This window comes from Flectobacillus longus, from assembly GCF_030056705.1.
In the GTDB taxonomy this organism is placed as follows: domain Bacteria; phylum Bacteroidota; class Bacteroidia; order Cytophagales; family Spirosomataceae; genus Flectobacillus; species Flectobacillus longus.
On the sequence record NZ_JASHIC010000011.1, the window covers coordinates 126,969 to 144,252 of the forward strand.

Annotated in this window: 17 protein-coding genes; 10 read left to right on the forward strand and 7 right to left on the reverse strand. The window is 37.1% G+C overall.

What is annotated here, in order from left to right; genetic code table 11:
* Positions 1–321: 321 nt before the first annotated feature.
* The 7 genes from QM491_RS09425 (at position 322) to QM491_RS09455 (ending at position 7,387) form a co-directional block, all read left to right on the forward strand.
* Positions 322–2,526: a glutamine synthetase III family protein gene (locus tag QM491_RS09425; RefSeq protein ID WP_166550233.1), complete on the forward strand. Its 2,205-nt coding sequence runs from the start codon at positions 322–324 to the stop codon at positions 2,524–2,526.
* An 82-nt stretch (positions 2,527–2,608) separates the two neighbouring features.
* The gene (locus QM491_RS09430) at positions 2,609–3,172 is read left to right on the forward strand and encodes a hypothetical protein (RefSeq protein ID WP_283327255.1); all 564 of its coding nucleotides are present in this window, start codon (positions 2,609–2,611) and stop codon (positions 3,170–3,172) included.
* Positions 3,173–3,289: 117 nt separating this feature from the next.
* On the forward strand, positions 3,290–3,991 hold the full coding sequence (locus QM491_RS09435; RefSeq protein ID WP_283327256.1) for a 16S rRNA (uracil(1498)-N(3))-methyltransferase: 702 nt from the start codon (positions 3,290–3,292) through the stop codon (positions 3,989–3,991).
* A 40-nt stretch (positions 3,992–4,031) separates the two neighbouring features.
* Positions 4,032–4,706, forward strand: a complete 675-nt coding sequence (locus QM491_RS09440; protein ID WP_374761251.1) for a DUF4159 domain-containing protein — start codon at positions 4,032–4,034, stop codon at positions 4,704–4,706.
* 181 nt (positions 4,707–4,887) lie between these two features.
* Positions 4,888–5,649, forward strand: a complete 762-nt coding sequence (locus tag QM491_RS09445) for an acyl-CoA desaturase (protein ID WP_283327257.1) — start codon at positions 4,888–4,890, stop codon at positions 5,647–5,649.
* Between the two features lie 180 nt (positions 5,650–5,829).
* Positions 5,830–6,714 (forward strand): hypothetical protein, encoded by an 885-nt coding sequence (locus QM491_RS09450; RefSeq protein ID WP_283327258.1) that lies wholly within the window; start codon positions 5,830–5,832, stop codon positions 6,712–6,714.
* Positions 6,707–7,387: an ABC transporter ATP-binding protein gene (locus QM491_RS09455; RefSeq protein ID WP_283327259.1), complete on the forward strand. Its 681-nt coding sequence runs from the start codon at positions 6,707–6,709 to the stop codon at positions 7,385–7,387. Before QM491_RS09450 ends, QM491_RS09455 begins: the two co-directional genes overlap by 8 nt.
* Positions 7,388–7,412: 25 nt before the next feature.
* Here QM491_RS09455 and QM491_RS09460 read toward each other — a convergent pair whose 3' ends face one another.
* Entirely contained in the window at positions 7,413–8,714 is a 1,302-nt protein-coding gene (locus tag QM491_RS09460; RefSeq protein ID WP_283327260.1) for a dihydrolipoamide acetyltransferase family protein, read from the reverse strand.
* 101 nt (positions 8,715–8,815) lie between these two features.
* Entirely contained in the window at positions 8,816–10,054 is a 1,239-nt protein-coding gene (locus QM491_RS09465) for a competence/damage-inducible protein A (RefSeq protein ID WP_283327261.1), read from the reverse strand.
* A gap of 277 nt (positions 10,055–10,331) precedes the next feature.
* On the opposite strand from QM491_RS09465, the gene QM491_RS09470 reads away from it, so the two are divergent.
* The 3 genes from QM491_RS09470 (at position 10,332) to QM491_RS09480 (ending at position 12,686) form a co-directional block, all read left to right on the forward strand.
* On the forward strand, positions 10,332–11,060 hold the full coding sequence (locus QM491_RS09470; protein WP_283327262.1) for a DUF4197 domain-containing protein: 729 nt from the start codon (positions 10,332–10,334) through the stop codon (positions 11,058–11,060).
* Positions 11,061–11,195: 135 nt separating this feature from the next.
* Entirely contained in the window at positions 11,196–11,549 is a 354-nt protein-coding gene (gene gldC / locus QM491_RS09475; protein WP_283327263.1) for a gliding motility protein GldC, read from the forward strand.
* Positions 11,550–11,654: 105 nt separating this feature from the next.
* Positions 11,655–12,686 (forward strand): thioredoxin domain-containing protein, encoded by a 1,032-nt coding sequence (locus QM491_RS09480; protein WP_283327264.1) that lies wholly within the window; start codon positions 11,655–11,657, stop codon positions 12,684–12,686.
* A 58-nt stretch (positions 12,687–12,744) separates the two neighbouring features.
* Here the strand turns inward: QM491_RS09480 and QM491_RS09485 are convergent, their stop codons facing one another.
* The 5 genes from QM491_RS09485 to QM491_RS09505 all read right to left on the reverse strand — a co-directional run bounded on the left by QM491_RS09485 (position 12,745) and on the right by QM491_RS09505 (position 17,004).
* Positions 12,745–13,293: a tetratricopeptide repeat protein gene (locus tag QM491_RS09485; RefSeq protein ID WP_283327265.1), complete on the reverse strand. Its 549-nt coding sequence runs from the start codon at positions 13,291–13,293 to the stop codon at positions 12,745–12,747.
* Positions 13,294–13,317: 24 nt separating this feature from the next.
* Positions 13,318–13,671 carry an MmcQ/YjbR family DNA-binding protein gene (locus QM491_RS09490; protein ID WP_283327266.1) on the reverse strand — a complete coding sequence of 118 codons (354 nt, stop codon included), beginning with the start codon at positions 13,669–13,671 and terminating at the stop codon, positions 13,318–13,320.
* An 11-nt stretch (positions 13,672–13,682) separates the two neighbouring features.
* Positions 13,683–13,871, reverse strand: coding sequence for a DUF6728 family protein (locus QM491_RS09495; RefSeq protein WP_283327267.1), 189 nt, complete (start codon positions 13,869–13,871; stop codon positions 13,683–13,685).
* 78 nt (positions 13,872–13,949) lie between these two features.
* Complete coding sequence (gene ispG / locus QM491_RS09500; protein WP_283327268.1) at positions 13,950–15,998, reverse strand: (E)-4-hydroxy-3-methylbut-2-enyl-diphosphate synthase; 2,049 nt, start codon at positions 15,996–15,998, stop codon at positions 13,950–13,952.
* A gap of 145 nt (positions 15,999–16,143) precedes the next feature.
* Positions 16,144–17,004 carry a sugar phosphate nucleotidyltransferase gene (locus tag QM491_RS09505; RefSeq protein WP_283327269.1) on the reverse strand — a complete coding sequence of 287 codons (861 nt, stop codon included), beginning with the start codon at positions 17,002–17,004 and terminating at the stop codon, positions 16,144–16,146.
* Positions 17,005–17,284: the final 280 nt, after the last annotated feature.

Here is a 17,284-nt window from a genome sequence, read left to right on the forward strand (position 1 = left end):
TTTTCTATATTTATTGGAATAATACAATTTTTTCTTAAAAGATTTTATTTTGAATTCATTTGATAGTTTGTACTTAAGCCTAAAATGGTGTTTTTTTCATTTTTTTTCTGAATCCCCGATGTTTTTCAAACTGCTTTTAAAGTAATAATGCAATTATTATAGATATAGTATATGTATAACGAACTAGATTTTGCAGAAAAGCTAAAACGATATTAGGGTATTTATACGGGTTTCTGAAAAAATCCTGATTGTTTTTATGAATCTATTGTCTATTTTTGGACTGCAAACAATTTTGTCAACCAAAATTCATATTTTCAAATTATGGCAATAGCAAGATTTAAAGCTCTTGAATTGGCTCAGTCACGCCAGACTGTCCCTGTTAAAGTGCCTACTGAAAAAGTAACTGACTTTTATGGCAGTAATACTTTTAATGACGAAGTGATGCGTTCGCTCCTTAGTCCAGAAGCATATCTCAAAATTACCAACGCTATCCAAGATGGGAAGAAGATAGACCGTGAGGCGGCCGATGAGGTAGCAGCAGCGATGAAATCTTGGGCACTTTCAAAAGGTGCTACACACTATACTCACTGGTTTCAACCATTGACGGGCACAACCGCAGAAAAACACGATGCGTTTTTTGATGTGACTCATACGGGTAAAGCAATCGAGAAATTTAAAGGTAGTGCTTTGGTTCAACAAGAGCCAGATGCGTCTTCATTCCCGAATGGTGGTATCCGTTCTACTTTCGAAGCTCGTGGCTACACTGCATGGGATCCTTCTTCTCCTGCTTTCATTATGGAAAACACTGCTGGTACTGCCACGCTTTGTATTCCTTCAGTATTTGTTTCTTACACTGGTGAGGCGCTTGACTACAAAACTCCTTTGTTGAAATCAATTGAGTTAATCGACAAGGCGGCTACTAAAGTAATGAATGAATACTTTAGCCGTGATGTGTCTAAAGTAACCGTTACATTAGGTGCTGAGCAAGAATATTTCTTGGTGGATGAAGCATTGTATAATGCTCGTCCAGACTTGATGATGGCAGGTCGTACTGTTTTCGGACATTCTCCAGCAAAAGGTCAACAATTGGAAGACCACTATTTTGGTTCGATTCCTTCAAGAATCAATGCCTTTATGGTTGACTTTGAATTGGAAGCCTTGAAATTGGGTATGCCAGTACGTACACGTCACAATGAGGTAGCGCCAGCTCAATTTGAGGTAGCTCCAACATTTGAGGAAGTTAACTTGGCTTGTGACCACAATGCTTTGTTGATGGACTTGATGAACAAAGTGGCTGCTAAACACAAATTAAGAGTGTTGTTCCACGAAAAACCTTTTGCGGGTATCAATGGTTCGGGTAAACACAACAACTGGTCTTTGGGTACAGATACAGGTATTAACTTGTTGGGACCTTCGACGAAACCGAAAGAAAACCTTCGTTTCTTGACGTTCTTTGTGAATACCATTAAAGCCGTACACGATCATGCAGACTTGTTGAGAGCCTCTATCGCTACTTCTGGTAACGAACACCGTTTGGGTGCAAACGAAGCTCCTCCTGCGATTATCTCTATTTTCATTGGTACCGAAATGAGTCGTGTATTAAATGATTTAGAAAACCTTTCTGACTTGAATGATATTAAGTTAGAAAAAGGAGATAATGTGTATTTGCGTTTGGGTATCAACAAAATTCCTGCATTGTTGTTGGACAATACCGACCGTAACCGTACTTCTCCATTTGCCTTTACTGGTAACAAATTCGAATTCCGTGCGGTTGGTTCATCAGCGAACTCGGCTTCACCAATGACGATTTTGAATACCATTATGGCAAACCAATTAATTAAATTTAGAGAGGAAGTAGATGTTATCCTCGAAAAAGGAATTAAGAAGGAATTAGCTATTGTTGAGGTATTGAAGAAATACGTGAAGGAAACTAAACGTATTTTGTTTGAAGGAAATGGCTATTCTGACGAGTGGGTAGAAGAAGCAGCAAGTCGTGGCTTGTCTAATTTGAAAACTACTCCAGAGGCGTTGGCTAAATATATTGAGCCTTCTGCTATCGAGTTGTTTACCAAATACAGCATCTTTAGTGAGACAGAAATGCACGCGCGTTTTGAAATCGAATTAGAGAACTACATGAAAAAAGTACAAATCGAGTCTCGTGTTATGGGCGATTTGGCAATCAATCACGTGGTATCTACTTCATTGAAATACCAAACACAATTGGTAGATAACGTACGTGGACAAAAAGAAATCGGTATCGACCCGCAGTATTATGCTCCTACGGTAGAGATGATTAAGAAGATTTCGCAGTACACGTCAAAAATCACTACTTTGGTAGATGAAATGACTGAAGCTCGTAAAGAAGCAAACAACTTAGAAGATGCTTACGAACGTGCTAAAATGTACAGTGACAAAATCAAAAATTATTTTGAAGAAATCCGTTATTGCGTTGACAAGCTTGAATTAATTGTTGACGATGATGAATGGCCTTTACCAAAATACCGTGAGTTATTGTTAATTCGATAATTTTAATGCCCTCTATTCTCAAATAGAGGGCATTTTTCTTATATTTGACAAAACATTAAGAAAATCTATTAAAGTTAAAATTATGGCACAACCAAAAAATTTAGGGTTTGACCCAGCCGAAATCGCTCAATTAAAGCAAGAATGCCAAGAAGCTGGTCAAAAATTTGTGTACTTCGAAGACGAGCTAAATGATGAACCAGACAATGTTGAAGAGTTTGTTCATGTTCAATTTGTAGGTGAATACAAAGGCCAAGAAGTGATTTATGATGCTGTGCTTTATACTTTGCGCTTGCATTATAGTAGCGTTGTGTTTGAAGCTGCTGAGAAAAAAGCAGTAAAGGCATTTCCTAAATACGTGCCAATGGATCAACGTTCGGCTAAGTACAAACCTAATGAGGCACTTGATGAGGAAGTGGATGTTTTCATTGCTGAGATAATCGATGAAATGGAAGAGAATGAGGAAATTAAGTTGTCTGAACATATTGAAATTGATGAAGAATTTGAATATGGTATCGGCATTGACGTATGTTTGAATGTAGATGAAATCACAGAAGAAGTTGTAATTAAGTTTGTTGACGATTTCTTGACTGGAAGTATCAGACTTGACCCAACGCTTTATTCTTTCAAAACTGATCACGACGAATAAAACAAAGCATGGTCAAAAAGTAAGGTCGCAAAGCTAAAAAACAGGTTTTTGCGACCTTGTTTGTTTGGAATCAACAGAAGATTACGCATTAAAGCATAAAGTTTAACATAAAGTGGAATGAATTTATTTTATCAACCAGAAATTCAAAAATTACAACAACTAAGTGAAGAAGAGTCTCGTCATGCTATTAAGGTATTACGCTTGAAAGAACGAGACGAAATTCATGTAATAGATGGAATAGGAGGGTTGTATCGTTGCGAAATAAGCAAAGCAAATGATAAAAAATGTGAATTTCGCATTCTGGAAACAAAGCTAGCATTTGGAAAGCAACCTTATCGTTTTCATCTGGTTATAGCTCCAACCAAAAATTTGGATAGAATAGAATGGATGGTAGAAAAATGTGTCGAAATAGGTATTGATGAAATATCTTTTATCCAAACCCGTTATTCTGAGAGGAAGGAAATCAAAATACCGAGAATTGAAAAAGTGGCAATTGGTGCCATGAAACAATCCTTAAAAGCATATTTACCCAAAATTAATGAGATTCAAACATGGAAAACCTTTCTGACTAAACTTCCAGAAGCGGATTTTCATGTTATTGCGCATTTGGAAGAGGGAGAAAGGACATTGTTGAAAGATATTCCAATGCAAAAACAAAGCATTTGCGTGCTGATTGGTCCTGAAGGTGACTTTTCGCCAGAAGAAATCGAACAGGCTTTGAGCAAAGGATTTAGACCAGTAAGTCTCGGTGAAAGTCGTTTGAGAACCGAAACAGCGGGTTTAGTAGCTTGTCATACAGCGAATTTGTTGAATCAATAATATATACAATCCGTCCATTTAACTACGATATTTATACTATATGATGCGATTTAGACACCTTGCTTGCATTGTACTCGGAATTGTACTTTTCCTAGGATTTCAACCTGCCTACTCTCAGGCATCTTTTAAGATTGCAAAGATGAAATACGGCGGAGGTGGAGACTGGTACTGTAACAAGACATCACTCGGAAACCTCATTAAGTACTGCAATAGCAACTTGCGAATGAACATCTTTCCTGAAGAAGATATTGTAGAGCCTGGTAGCCCCGAATTGTTTACCTATCCTTTTGTGCACATGACTGGTCATGGAAATGTGGTATTCTCCGAATCAGAGGCTCGCAACCTAAGAAAGTATCTGTTGAGTGGTGGTTTTTTACACATTGATGACAATTATGGACTTGATAAATTCGTTCGTAGAGAAATGAAAAAGGTATTTCCTGAGCTAAATTTTGTGGAATTGCCTTATAATCATCCAATCTATTCCCAGAAGTTCAAATTCACCAATGGTCTGCCCAAAGTTCATGAACATGATGGCAAAGCTCCGCAAGGATTTGGCTTGATTTGGGAAGGGCGATTGATTTGTTTTTATAGTTACGAATGCGATTTAGGTAATGGCTGGGAAGATCAATCTGTGTACAATGACCCCGAGCCAATTCGCCAAAGAGCATTGCAGATGGGCGCCAATCTTTTGTCGTTTGCCTTAACCTCTTTTTAGGAAAAAATAGCCTTTATAAACAATAGGTTAGTAGTTTAGAATTTGTACTTTTCCTGAAAACCATACGATTAATCCTGACTAAATTTGCAAGAAAAATGACATTTGTCAGAATAATTAATGATTAAAACAATTTAGGATAACAAAGAGTATATTTGTTGTAACATTTAAACAACTTTTACACATGCAATTGGTATTACCCGCATTTATCATTCACTGGTATTTGTCATTATTTAGCCAAACATTTTTCTTGCACCGTTATTCGGCGCACAAAATGTTTTTGATGAACAAATTCTGGGAGCGTTTCTTCTATTTTTTGACTTACGTTTCTCAAGGTTCTTCTTATTTGAGCCCTCGTGCTTATGCGATTTTGCACCGAATGCACCACGCATTCAGCGATACCGAGAAGGATCCGCACTCACCTCATTTTTCGAGCAATGTGTTCACAATGATGTGGAAAACAAAAGACATTTACAATGCACTTTTGAATAGTAAAACAAAAATTGAAGAACGTTTTGACCACAATTACCCATACTCAACTTTTATTGAGAAATTGGGCGATAGCTGGATGTCGCGCGTTGGTTGGGGAGTTGCTTATTCTGTGTTTTATATCGTTGCATTTGTGTACTTCGATATGCACTGGGCATTCTTCTTTTTATTGCCAATCCACTTTTTGATGGGACCTATCCACGGTGCTATCGTTAACTGGTCTGGTCATAAGTATGGATACCAAAATTTTGATAACCACGATAAATCAAGAAACTCATTGATTTTTGATTTCTTGATGATGGGTGAATTGTTCCAAAATAACCATCATAAATTGCCTAACAGCATGAACTTTGGTGCAAAATGGTACGAAATCGACCCTACATATCCAGTGATTAAAGTTTTGACATGGTTGAGAATCATTCGTCCGAATGTGAAACCAGCAGATGCACAATTCTAATTTCGAAAAAGAATAAATTTTTGAGGCTATCCAATCAACTGGATAGCCTTTTTTTGTAATTATCCGTTGATGTTTGCGACTCATAGATTATATACCTTAATTCAATGACAAAACGAATGCTTCATGATACAAAAAATATGCTTTCTCAGATGTAGACAATTCCTTTCAATTCTTCAAAAAATGGGATGGATATATACATTTCTGGCAATATGTTTGTTGATAGGGTTGTTTCTGCAACTAATTGGTATTTCGAAAACAAGTCCTTTGTGGATTCTCATTCTTCCTTTTTCAATTATTCCTTTTCACCAAAACCGAAAGGATAAGCGACTACTACAGCAAATTTTCTTGGAAAAAACATGGCTTGTGTATCTATTCGAATACGAAATGCTAACAATTCCTTTTGTTGGATGGAATGTACTCTGGAGTCAAAATTGGCTGTATGGGAGTTTTACTGTTGTGATTGTGGCATTTCTGGCAAGGTTTCAGCCTAATGTTGAACTCAACTGGCGTGCTATTCGATTGAAACACTCATGGATTCCTCCCTCTCAGTTTGAATGGCATGCTCACTTTCGACAAAACGGATGGGGAATATATGGACTTTATCTTTTAACAATCATCGTAGGTATCTGGCATTGGGCTGGTTTTATAGGTATTGGTTTGGTGACAATTAGTTTAGTAGGTTGTTATAATTTTTGCGAAAGCCAATTAATCTTAAAATTAGACCACCAGAGTGCTCGTGGGTTTTTAAAAGCAAAAATTCTTTCTCAGTTATTCCTCTTTGCAAAGTTTATTGCACCAATTGTATTATGGTATATATTCCGATTTCCTGAACACTGGTTAGCCTATCTGATTTTACTATTCTTTTATTTGCTCAACTTTACTGTATTGATTTTAAATAAGTACAAATCCTATATCCCTAATGAATCTGTCACATCAGGAAAAGTATATGTTGTAATGACTTTGTTGGGAATGTTACTACCTTATTTCTTCCCAATTTCTATCGTACTTTTTATCGTATTCTATCCAAAAGCTATCAGAAACCTTCAAACCTATTTTTATGCTTAGTATTAATCACCTTAGTTTTTCGTATGAAAAAAATCTTGTTTTAGATAATGTATCCTTTGAGGTCAATAATGGAGAAATACTTGGCATTTTGGGTTTAAATGGTGCAGGAAAATCTACTTTACTAAACTCGATAGCTGGCTTTTTACCATTACAGCAGGGAATAATTCAGTTTCAACATGAGCAACTGAATATAAAATCAATAGCAATGCTCGAAACGCATAATTATTTCTATCCGCATCTTACCGCTCAAGAATATCTTCACATTTTTTTTAAAAATGGACAAATGGTCGACCTTCAATCTTGGGCAGAAATGTTGGACATACCCTTGAACCAAGAAATAGAAGATTTTTCGACAGGTATGAAAAAAAAGCTGGCATTGCTAAGCATATTAATACTTGATAGACCAGTAATGATTTTTGATGAACCTTTTAATGGGCTTGATTTAGAGTCTAGTTTTCTGCTCAAAGAAATCATTTTGAAGTTAAAGGCAAAAGGGAAGATTATCCTTTTAACATCACATATTTTAGAGACACTTACGGGAGTATGTGATAAGATATTATGGCTAAAAAAAGGAAGTGTAGCGAATGTTTTTGAACATGATTCTTTTGAAAATATAGAAAAAATCCTCAAAGAAGACCGGACAAAGCTTGATACTTTGCATCACCTTCTTTGAGGATTTAAAACCTTTTAGATAAACCTTAGATAAGGTTTCGTTTTGGGTCGAAGCCTTCTAAATAATCAGAAACTCGTTTGACAAATTGTCCACCAAGCGAGCCGTCCACAACACGGTGGTCGTACGAATGAGAGATAAACATCTTTTGACGAATACCTATTAAATCACCTTGAGGTGTTTCGATGACGGCTGGTTTTTTCTGGATAGCACCAAAAGCAATAATTGCCACTTGCGGTTGCATAATGATCGGTGTTCCCATGATGTTACCAAAAGTACCGATATTTGAGATGGTGTAAGTTCCACCTTCGAGGTCTTCTGGTCTCAACTTGTTTTCACGAGCACGTTGGGTAATATCGTTGACCTTTTTAGTCAGACCAATCAAATTGTAAGAATCTGCATTATGAATTACAGGAACAATCAAATTGCCATTTGGTAAAGCTACAGCCATACCAATATTGATGTTTTTACGATAAATAATTTTATCACCATCCACCGAAGCATTGATTTTAGGGAAATCCTTAATGGCTTTTACCACGGCTTCAATCAAAAGAGGCGTATAAGTGATATTTTCACCGTATTCTTTCTTAAAGCTATTTTTGATACCTTCTCTCCACAAAGATACCGTTGTCATATCTGTTTCAACGAAAGATGTTACGTGAGGAGCAATGCGTTTTGAGTCAACCATTCGGTCGGCAATCATTCGACGCATACGGTCCATTTGTACGATTTCGTCTTGACCAGAGAAAGTAATTGGAGCGGCTTTAGGTGTCTCAACCACAGCAGTTTGAGCTACTTTAGTGGCAATACTTGCAGGATTTTGACGATTTTTTAAGTATGCCAAAATATCATGTTTAGTCACACGACCTTCCGAACCTGTTCCTGCAATTTGGGATAATTCTTGTGCCGAAATTCCTTCCTCATTAGCAATACTCATAACCAATGGCGAATAGAAACGGTTAGCTGTATCAGCAGAAATAACCTCTGCGCTCGCTTGATTGGTAGGGTCTAAATTAATTCCTGTCAGCGACTGAATTTCTTGGATTTCCTTTTCGATAGTTTCTGAAACTGGCTCAGAGCTGGCTTCACCATCAGTTTCAATAATACAGATAGGCTTTCCAATAACAGCAATATCACCCTCTTGTACCAAGTACTGTTTTACAATCCCAGCATGCGATGAAGGCACTTCAGTATCAATTTTATCTGTTGCTACCTCCAATAAGTATTCGTCTGCCTCAATGCGCTCGCCAACTTTCTTTAGCCACGAAAGCACAGTAGCCTCCATAATACTCTCACCCATTTTGGGCATAATAATTTCAATTTGAGCCATAATTGTAAGTTTTTTGTTTTGTTTTTGGCTGTAAAGTTTAAATTTCGGTTGTGTGGAAGTGCTCAAACCTCATTTTCGGCCGAAAATCCGAAACTGTTCAGTTATTTCAAAACTTTTCTCAATAAATTAAGTATGTTGATAGAAGTTAAATGAATATTTTGCTCTCTAAAGCCTCCCAATTGAAGCTTTTGAGTATATGTCTGATCTTTTGTTGCTACCGCAATCCAAATTGTTCCTACGGGTTTGTCAGGTAATCCTCCGTCAGGACCAGCAATACCACTGGTTGCCAATCCGAAATCAGTACCTAATTTTTGACGTACATTTTCAGACATTTGAATAATGGTTTCTTCCGAAACAGCTCCAAATTGGTCTAAAGTTTCTGGTCTTACACCAAGTTGATTGATTTTGACCGAATTATCATACGAGATAACACTTCCCCAATAATAACTTGACGAGCCCGCAACTTTGGTAAATTGATGAGCTAAATATCCGCCTGTACAGCTTTCGGCTGTAGAAACAGTAAGACCTTTTTCTTTCAAAAGTCTTCCTATTGCAACTTCTAGCTCAATATCTTCGAGTGCATATACAAACTCCTCAATGATTGGAATAAGCTTTTGAACCTCAGAAGCAACTTGAATTTTTATTTCTTCCTCATTTTCGCCAAAACCCGTAAGTCGCAGTTTGACACTTCCCATCGAGGGCAGATAAGCGAGCTTTATGTTTTCAGGTAAAGCATCTTCCCAATCAGCAATTTTTTCTGCTAAAATAGATTCTCCTATACCGACAGTTCTGATAATTTGATGGAAAATAGTAGGTGTTTTAAAATGACCTTGAAGTTGAGGCAAAATCGCATCTGACATCAGTCCTTTCATTTCGTAAGGAACCCCTGGCATCGAAATATAAATGACTCCATTTTGTTCAAACCACATACCTGGCGCTGTACCTAGTTTGTTTTGAATATATGTAGCATTAAGTGGCAATTCGGATTGACCTAAATTAAGTCCTGTAACTTCTCGACCTCTTTTATGGAAAAAAGCCTTTAGGTCGATAAGGGCTTGTTCGTGGACGGCTAGTTCTGTTCCGAAGAATTTACAAAAAGTTTTTTTGGTAATATCATCCTTTGTAGGACCCAATCCTCCAGTGACCAATACTACATCCGCACGACTCGAAGCCTCAGAAAAAATCGTTAGAATCGCCTCTTCGGTGTCTCCAACGGAAGATTTTCGGACGGTTTTAATACCAATTTTATCTAATTCTGCACTAATCCATTGCGTATTAGTGTCTGTAATCTGACCATACAGGATTTCATCCCCAATTGTAATAATCTCTGCTTTAATCATTGCTTAAAAGGTTCAAGATGCTTTTAGGATTAATTTATTCAACTTTCAACTGAATAAACCACGTCGTTTCGGATAAGCCCTGCTAAGAATTCATTATTTTTGCCCAAAATTACACATTTTCGCCACTTTTGTCGTTTAATTCAATAGTACAAAGCAAAAGATTTTAAAAGACCGAGCACTGAAATCTTAGATTTTGTTACTTCTATTCACTCTTAAAGTCTGAAAATGAAAGTAATCGAGGACGACAGGTTCTCTCCATTTAAACAACATCTTATTTATGAAAAGAATTCTTATCGCCATCTGCCTATTAGGTACAGTAACTAGTTGTCAATCTCAAAACCTAGGAAATATCTTAAAACAAGCCAATGATGTATTGGCAAATGCGAGTAAGGGCGGACTTACTTCAGATGAAATAGGTAAAGGCTTAAAAGAAGCATTGACAGTTGGTATCAAAAACTCTTCGGCACAAGCAGGGGCGCTCGATGGATTTTTGGGTAATCAAACCATTAAATTATTGTTTCCACCCGAGGCACAAAAAGTAGAAGCAAAGCTTCGTCAAATTGGCTTAGGAAGTGAATGTGATAAATTTATCACGACTTTAAATAGAGGTGCAGAAAAGGCGGCTGGTCAGGCAGTACCAATTTTTGTGGATGCTATTAGCAAAATGACAATTCAAGATGCTTTGAGTATTTTGAAAGGTGACAAAGACGCTGCTACACAATATCTAAAACGTACATCATCAGACGCATTGGCTAAAGCATTCGCTCCAATTATGGAAGAATCTATCAATTCGACGGGCGCGACCAAATTGTATGGCGATATTGCAACTACTTATAACAAGATTCCTTTTACAGCACAAAAGCTAAATCCAGATTTGAAAGGATACGCCACACAAAAGGCAATCGATGGATTATTTGTGTTGGTTGCACAAGAAGAACAGAAGATTCGTGAGAATCCCGCTGCTCGTGTAACAGACCTTCTCAAAAAAGTATTTGGTTCTAACTAGTTTTTTGTGCTAAATTCGCTGTAAGCTTTTGTTTGCACTAAGCAAACTTTTCGACTGAAATCGCTGTTTCATCTGAAAGCTTTAATTTTCCAATATAGATACTTGCACAATATTTAAGCAGGTGAAGAATTTATCATGAAAAAATCAGAAATCAATTTTCAAGTAACATTAGACGACCAAAGTATTCCAGAGCAAATTCAGTGGACTGCTACCGAAAACCCTAACGAAGGAATTGAGGAAACAAAATCTATCTTTATTGGTGTTTGGGATCACTACCACAAAGGGACGCTTGCTTTACCTTTATGGACCAAAGATATGGATGTACTTGAAATGAAACGTTTCTATATCGAGATGATGGGAAGTATCGCAGAAGCCGCTATTCGTGCTACTGGCGATGAAGCCATGGCAATCAAAATCGACACTTTGTGTAAAGATTTGAGCCAAACTTTGAAGGAGGAAATGAAAGCAGCTCAACAGCAACAAGCTTAATTTTCTAACATCTGAAAGCTGATTATGTTGGAGTTTTCCAGCATAATCAGCTTTTTTATTGCAAATATATTTGTTGTTTCCAACCATATCCCTAATACATTCACTATGAAAAGAGCTTTGCTAAGTATTGTCGTTTTGTTGTTATTGAGTCTTTCTACGATTGCCCAGCGAGGTGTCAATTTTATTTCTGGCGGAAATTTACGAACCGTTTTTGATTTGGCAAAAGTTCAAAATAAAGCGGTATTCTTAGAGGCATATGCACCCACTTGTCATGTTTGTATGGCGTTTAAACCAACTTTCGAAAACCAACAAGTAGGGGATATTTATAATAAAAATTATATTTCCTATAAATTGGATATGACATCGCCTGAAGCGGCTGGTTTTTTACAAAAACAAAATATTTGGATTCCATCAACGCCAACGTTGCTGTTTTTTGACAAAGACGTTAAACTGATGCACATTGCGATTATGGGAGAGAATACCAATTCGCCCGAGGCGCTTATTTCGTCGGCAATGATTGCTTTGAACCCACAAAAGAGAGCAACTGGCTATAAAGCTATTTATCAAAGTGGAAACAGAACTACTAATTTCTTGATTGATTATGGCTATATGGCTCGTATTCTGAAAGATACAGTCATGAATATCGCAGTATTGAAAACGTATGCAAAGTCAATTCCTACCACCCAATACACCAGTAACGTGAATTTTGCTGTGCTTCAAAAAGCTATTATGGATGATGAGAATCCTCTTTTTGTGTACATGATTAATCACCTTGCTGAATTTAATGCCAAGTTTGATAAAAATTTAGTGAAGCAAACAGCTGAGAATATTATCATGTATTCGCTTTATTCGAGTAGAGGTAATAAATACTCTTCTGCTAAAATTGCACAAGTAAAAGGGAATCTCGCAAAACTTGGGGTGACTCAAAAAGCAATCGGTGTACGTGTGTTTAGAGAGGAGGCTACTGCTTTATTTAGAGAAGGAAAATCAGCGGAGGCCATCAAAATATTAGAATCAATCATCGATGCTAAAACCGATAAGGCAAGCTATACTTATCTAAGTAATTTTGTGAAATCAAGAACTTCGGATAAAGCTGCCTTGACAAAAGCAAATGTTTGGGCTACAAAAGGGCGTTAGTTTTAGAATTGTAACAAAACAAAAAAGGTGAATGATATTGAGTCATTCACCTTTTTTGTTAAATTTTATGAATATATTCAAAACTCGTTCTTAAAATATAGTCAGAATCTTCATCACCTAATTGCACAGCTTGCTGGAAATCTTCAATAGCATTTTTCCGTTGACCTAATTGGTACCTTGCCATTCCTCGCCATCGTAGTGCTGTCGGGTTTTCACTTCTAAAATGCCAATCAGCTTTATCAAATTCTAAGAATGCACCGTCATAATCCTCTAATTTGTACAAAATCTTTCCTTTGGTTACATAAGACTCTCCAACTGTATTATCAAAACTCAAAGATTGTTCGATGTCATACAATGCCGAATATAAGTTTCCCAATTGCAAATTACAAAGTGAGCGATAATAATGCGCTTTGGCTGATTTTGGAAAGCGTTTTAGTTTTTCGGTAAAAAATGAAAGTGCTTCTTTATATTTTCGATGATGAATTAGGTGTTCACCATCTTCTAGCTTCTCCCTATTTTTAATGGTAATAAACTTCTCCTCCAACCAATTGAAGAACATCAAGGTTAGGACAAACGGTAAAAAGAAAAAGAGGACTAGCCATTCCATAGTACAGAAACGATTGCTATTGGTTTATAATTGTGCTAACTCTGTTCGAAGTTTTTTGGTTAAGCCTGATACCACAATTTCATAAGAGTGGTCTACAAGTTCGGATGCCATCTTCGAAGGAGTTCTTTCAAAATTAACGGTATTCCAATGTTTTTTGTTCATGTGAAAGCCTGGAATAATAAAAGAAAATTCCTCACGAAGCGATACAGCTTTTTCAGGGTCACATTTAAGATTTACCGTAAAAACTTCGCTGTCAAGCCCTGTGAGGGCAAATATTTTTCCCATGACTTTATATACCAAAGTCTCAGGACCAAAGGGAAGTTCTTCTGTAACACCTTTTTTTGACAAACAATATTCTCTGAACTGTTCGATGTTCATGTCTAGTAAGATTAGCGAATAAAGGCACGATAAACCATAACGATTAGACAAACTAAAAACATCAAAATCGAAATCTTGTTGATGAAGTGCATCGTGCGCAAATTGAAGCTTGTCGGTTTCGACGGGTCTGGTTTAGAGAAAACTCTAAGAAAATAACCAAAGGCTTCACCTAATTTGAATTGATCTTTGATACGACTCATGGTTTTGAAATCTATTGTGAAACAATATTTATTTGAGTGTAATTCTCTGTTAGTATAACAAAGAATCTAATTTTACAATTAAAGCATATCCGCTAATTCTGCATTTTGCGCTGGCTCAAACCACACACCATCTTCTTTAATTAGCTCAATAAGCTCATCAACTGCACGGTCGGCATGCACAGATTTTTTAACTACTTGCTGTCCACGATACAAAGCGATTTTATCTTTTCCTATACCGACATAGCCATAATCGGCATCTGCCATTTCGCCAGGACCGTTTACAATACAGCCCATAATTCCGATTTTTACACCTTTTAAATGATCCGTTCTTTTACGAATCATTGCTGTGGTTTCTTGTAAATCGAATAAGGTACGACCACACGATGGGCATGAGATGTACTCAGTTTTACTCATACGAGTTCTAGCAGCTTGCAAGATACCAAATGCTGTAGAATTGTAGATTTTCGCCAAGCCTTGGAATTCTGATTCGGGGGTATTTTGAGGTACAGAAAGTATAGCTCCATCGCCTAAGCCATCTACTAATAAACCACCTAAATCCGTTGCTGAAAAGAGTTGAAAATCACTAGCTGACATAGCTCCGTATTGACGCCAAATAACAACAGGAAGCTTTATTGCTTGACTTATTAGCTCAAAAAAGAAGCGTCTTAAGGCTGGCATTCCATGCGTATTATTCGTAGAAATCACCAAAACAGCCTTTCTTAAAGATGATAAAATTGAAATAAATTCTGGCTTGAGATTGTCAATATTAACTGCAATGAAATTCAGGGAGTTATGTAGTTTAATATCTTTTGAAATAGTCTCAATAGCTACCAAAGGGAATAAATTTTCTGGACAATTTTTCTCTGACCAAATTTTGTAGTCAACGATTTCTTTAAGTCCCATTGGCAACATGAAAGATGCTGGCTTTTGACCTGAGTACACAAAATCGGCACCTAAATCATTCATTGCCCACTTGTCAGTAGCAGGTAAGTAAAAATGACCAATCGACTTTAAATCATCATGTTCATTAATACCTACTTGAGAGTAGTCTGCAATCACTCTTGGAACGTTATGTCCACCAAAAACTGCAACGTCTTCGGTTGCTCGTCTGAAGTGTTGGAATGGATTTATAGGCGAGTCAAATGCTTCAGAAAGTTCTGTGTTTGCAGGTTTCCAAGCTGGAATCAATGTAGTGGTTTCGGCACGATGTGTATATCTATCGATGAGACTTTTGGCAACTGGTGCTTCAAATTCAGGGTCTTCCGTCAATGAAACACGCACGGTATCTCCAAGACCATCTTCCAACAACGTTCCGATTCCGACAGCCGACTTGATACGACCATCTTCACCTTCGCCAGCCTCGGTTACACCAAGATGTAAGGGATAAGGTTTTAGTCCTTCTTCATCTAACTTTTTACAAAGCAAACGATAAGCTTCAACCATTACTTGTGTATTCGAAGCCTTCATTGATAAGACGATATTGAAGTAATTTTCGTCTTCACAAATTCTCAAAAATTCTAAGGCAGACTCAACCATTCCAAGTGGTGTATCGCCATATCTACTCAAAATTCTATCGCTCAACGAACCATGATTGGTACCAATACGCATGGCAGTACCGTATTCTTTACAAATTTTAATTAGAGGAACAAACTTGTCTCTGATACGTTCTAATTCTGCTTGATACGACGATTCAGTATAATCAATAGTTTCAAAACGCTTTTTGTCGGCATAGTTTCCTGGATTGATACGCACTTTTTCGACCAATCTTGCCGCTAGTTCTGCTGCATTAGGCGTAAAATGTATATCAGCAACTAATGGGACATTGCAACCACGCTTACGAAGTTCTTTGCGAATATTCTCTAAATTTTGCGCTTCTTTTACAGAAGGTGCTGTAATACGTACCAACTCACAACCAGACTCCACCATTCTGAGCGTTTGTTCTACCGAACCAATGGTATCCATGGTATCGATAGTTGTCATAGATTGGATACGAATTGGATATTGTGAGCCCATCCACAAATCTCCGATATTTACAGAGGTTGTTTCACGACGTTTATATTCGGTAAGAGAAGTACAATACTTGGTGCCTTTTTCGATAAGGTTCACTATTTGAGAGTTATTCGACATAACGAGCTAAAATATAAATTTGAATTTTTGTCAAAACTATTGACTGTGCAAATTTAGGGCTTATTGGTAGATTGACAATAAAATACCCCGACTGTTTCTATAACAACAGTCGGGGTAGGAAGGTTATGAATTAAGGCTGAATATTTTAGAAATCGCCAAATTCATCAACCAAATATTTTTGAACTAACGAAATATCACCTTTTGAGGTTAAATCAGGTACATTCTCAGCTACAGGAACGGTGGTTACTAAACCTGGATTCTCTTTTGCCATACGAGTAACCGCACTTGGCAATTCACGTTCGTTGCGGATGGGATTGAAAGGTTCAGACTGAACATATTTCAAAATATCATCATATTTAAAGTGAAACACGTTCATATTAACTCCAATTTGTCCAGCCACACGCTTTGCTTCGGCAATTTGTTCGTCGTTGGGTTTCTCTAAGATTTCTACCAAACTACCATCTTCGTTTGTTTTGATAATCGCAAAAGCTTTAACACGTTCTGGTTCTACACCCAATGCGTCAGCGTTGTAAGACACTACAGCATTCGGAATTTCTGCATCCTTTAAAAGTGTAAGTACAGAAACTGAATACAAATTGTCGGAGTTACAAACTGTAAAGCGTTCGCCTTTCCATTCAGGTGTTTGCTCCAAGGCTTGTTGAATAGCATCGGCTGTTCCAGCAGGCTTTTCACGGTCAGGTGCAATCTGTTGTGTTGCAAATTTAAAAGTAAAGCCCCAAGCTTTGCCATCAGCTACCAATTGATCATAATAAGGTTGCGTTACAGTATCTTTCGGGTTTTTTAGAATCAAAACTTCATCATATCCAGCACGATGCGCATTATATAAAAGATAATCCATAAACGGACGACCGTCTTTCCCTACGCCAATCATACCTTTTGGAAGTGTATTTGCTTGTTCGATTAGCTTTTCATCCAAATTTGAATTGCCGTCTGTTTTTTTCATGCGAGAAGACATCCCGCCTGCCATGATTAATAGTTTTGCCATATAAAAAATGCTCGATGAAAGTAGCAATATATTTTTTGAGAATAGTGTTACTGTCGCCTCAAAAGCGAGGTAATATATTACCGCAAATTTAGGAATAGTTTTTATTTTTTAGCCAAACTAATTAAAAAACTCTGATATCCCCAAATTTCGGTTTCTGTGTAAGTTTTGAGTGCAATCTAAACTGGTTCAGAAACAGGAGTTTGTGGGCGATGAAGCAAAAACTATATTTTAGTAATTCCTTATTTTTGCACAATAAAGAATACCAAACTATGCTAGATTC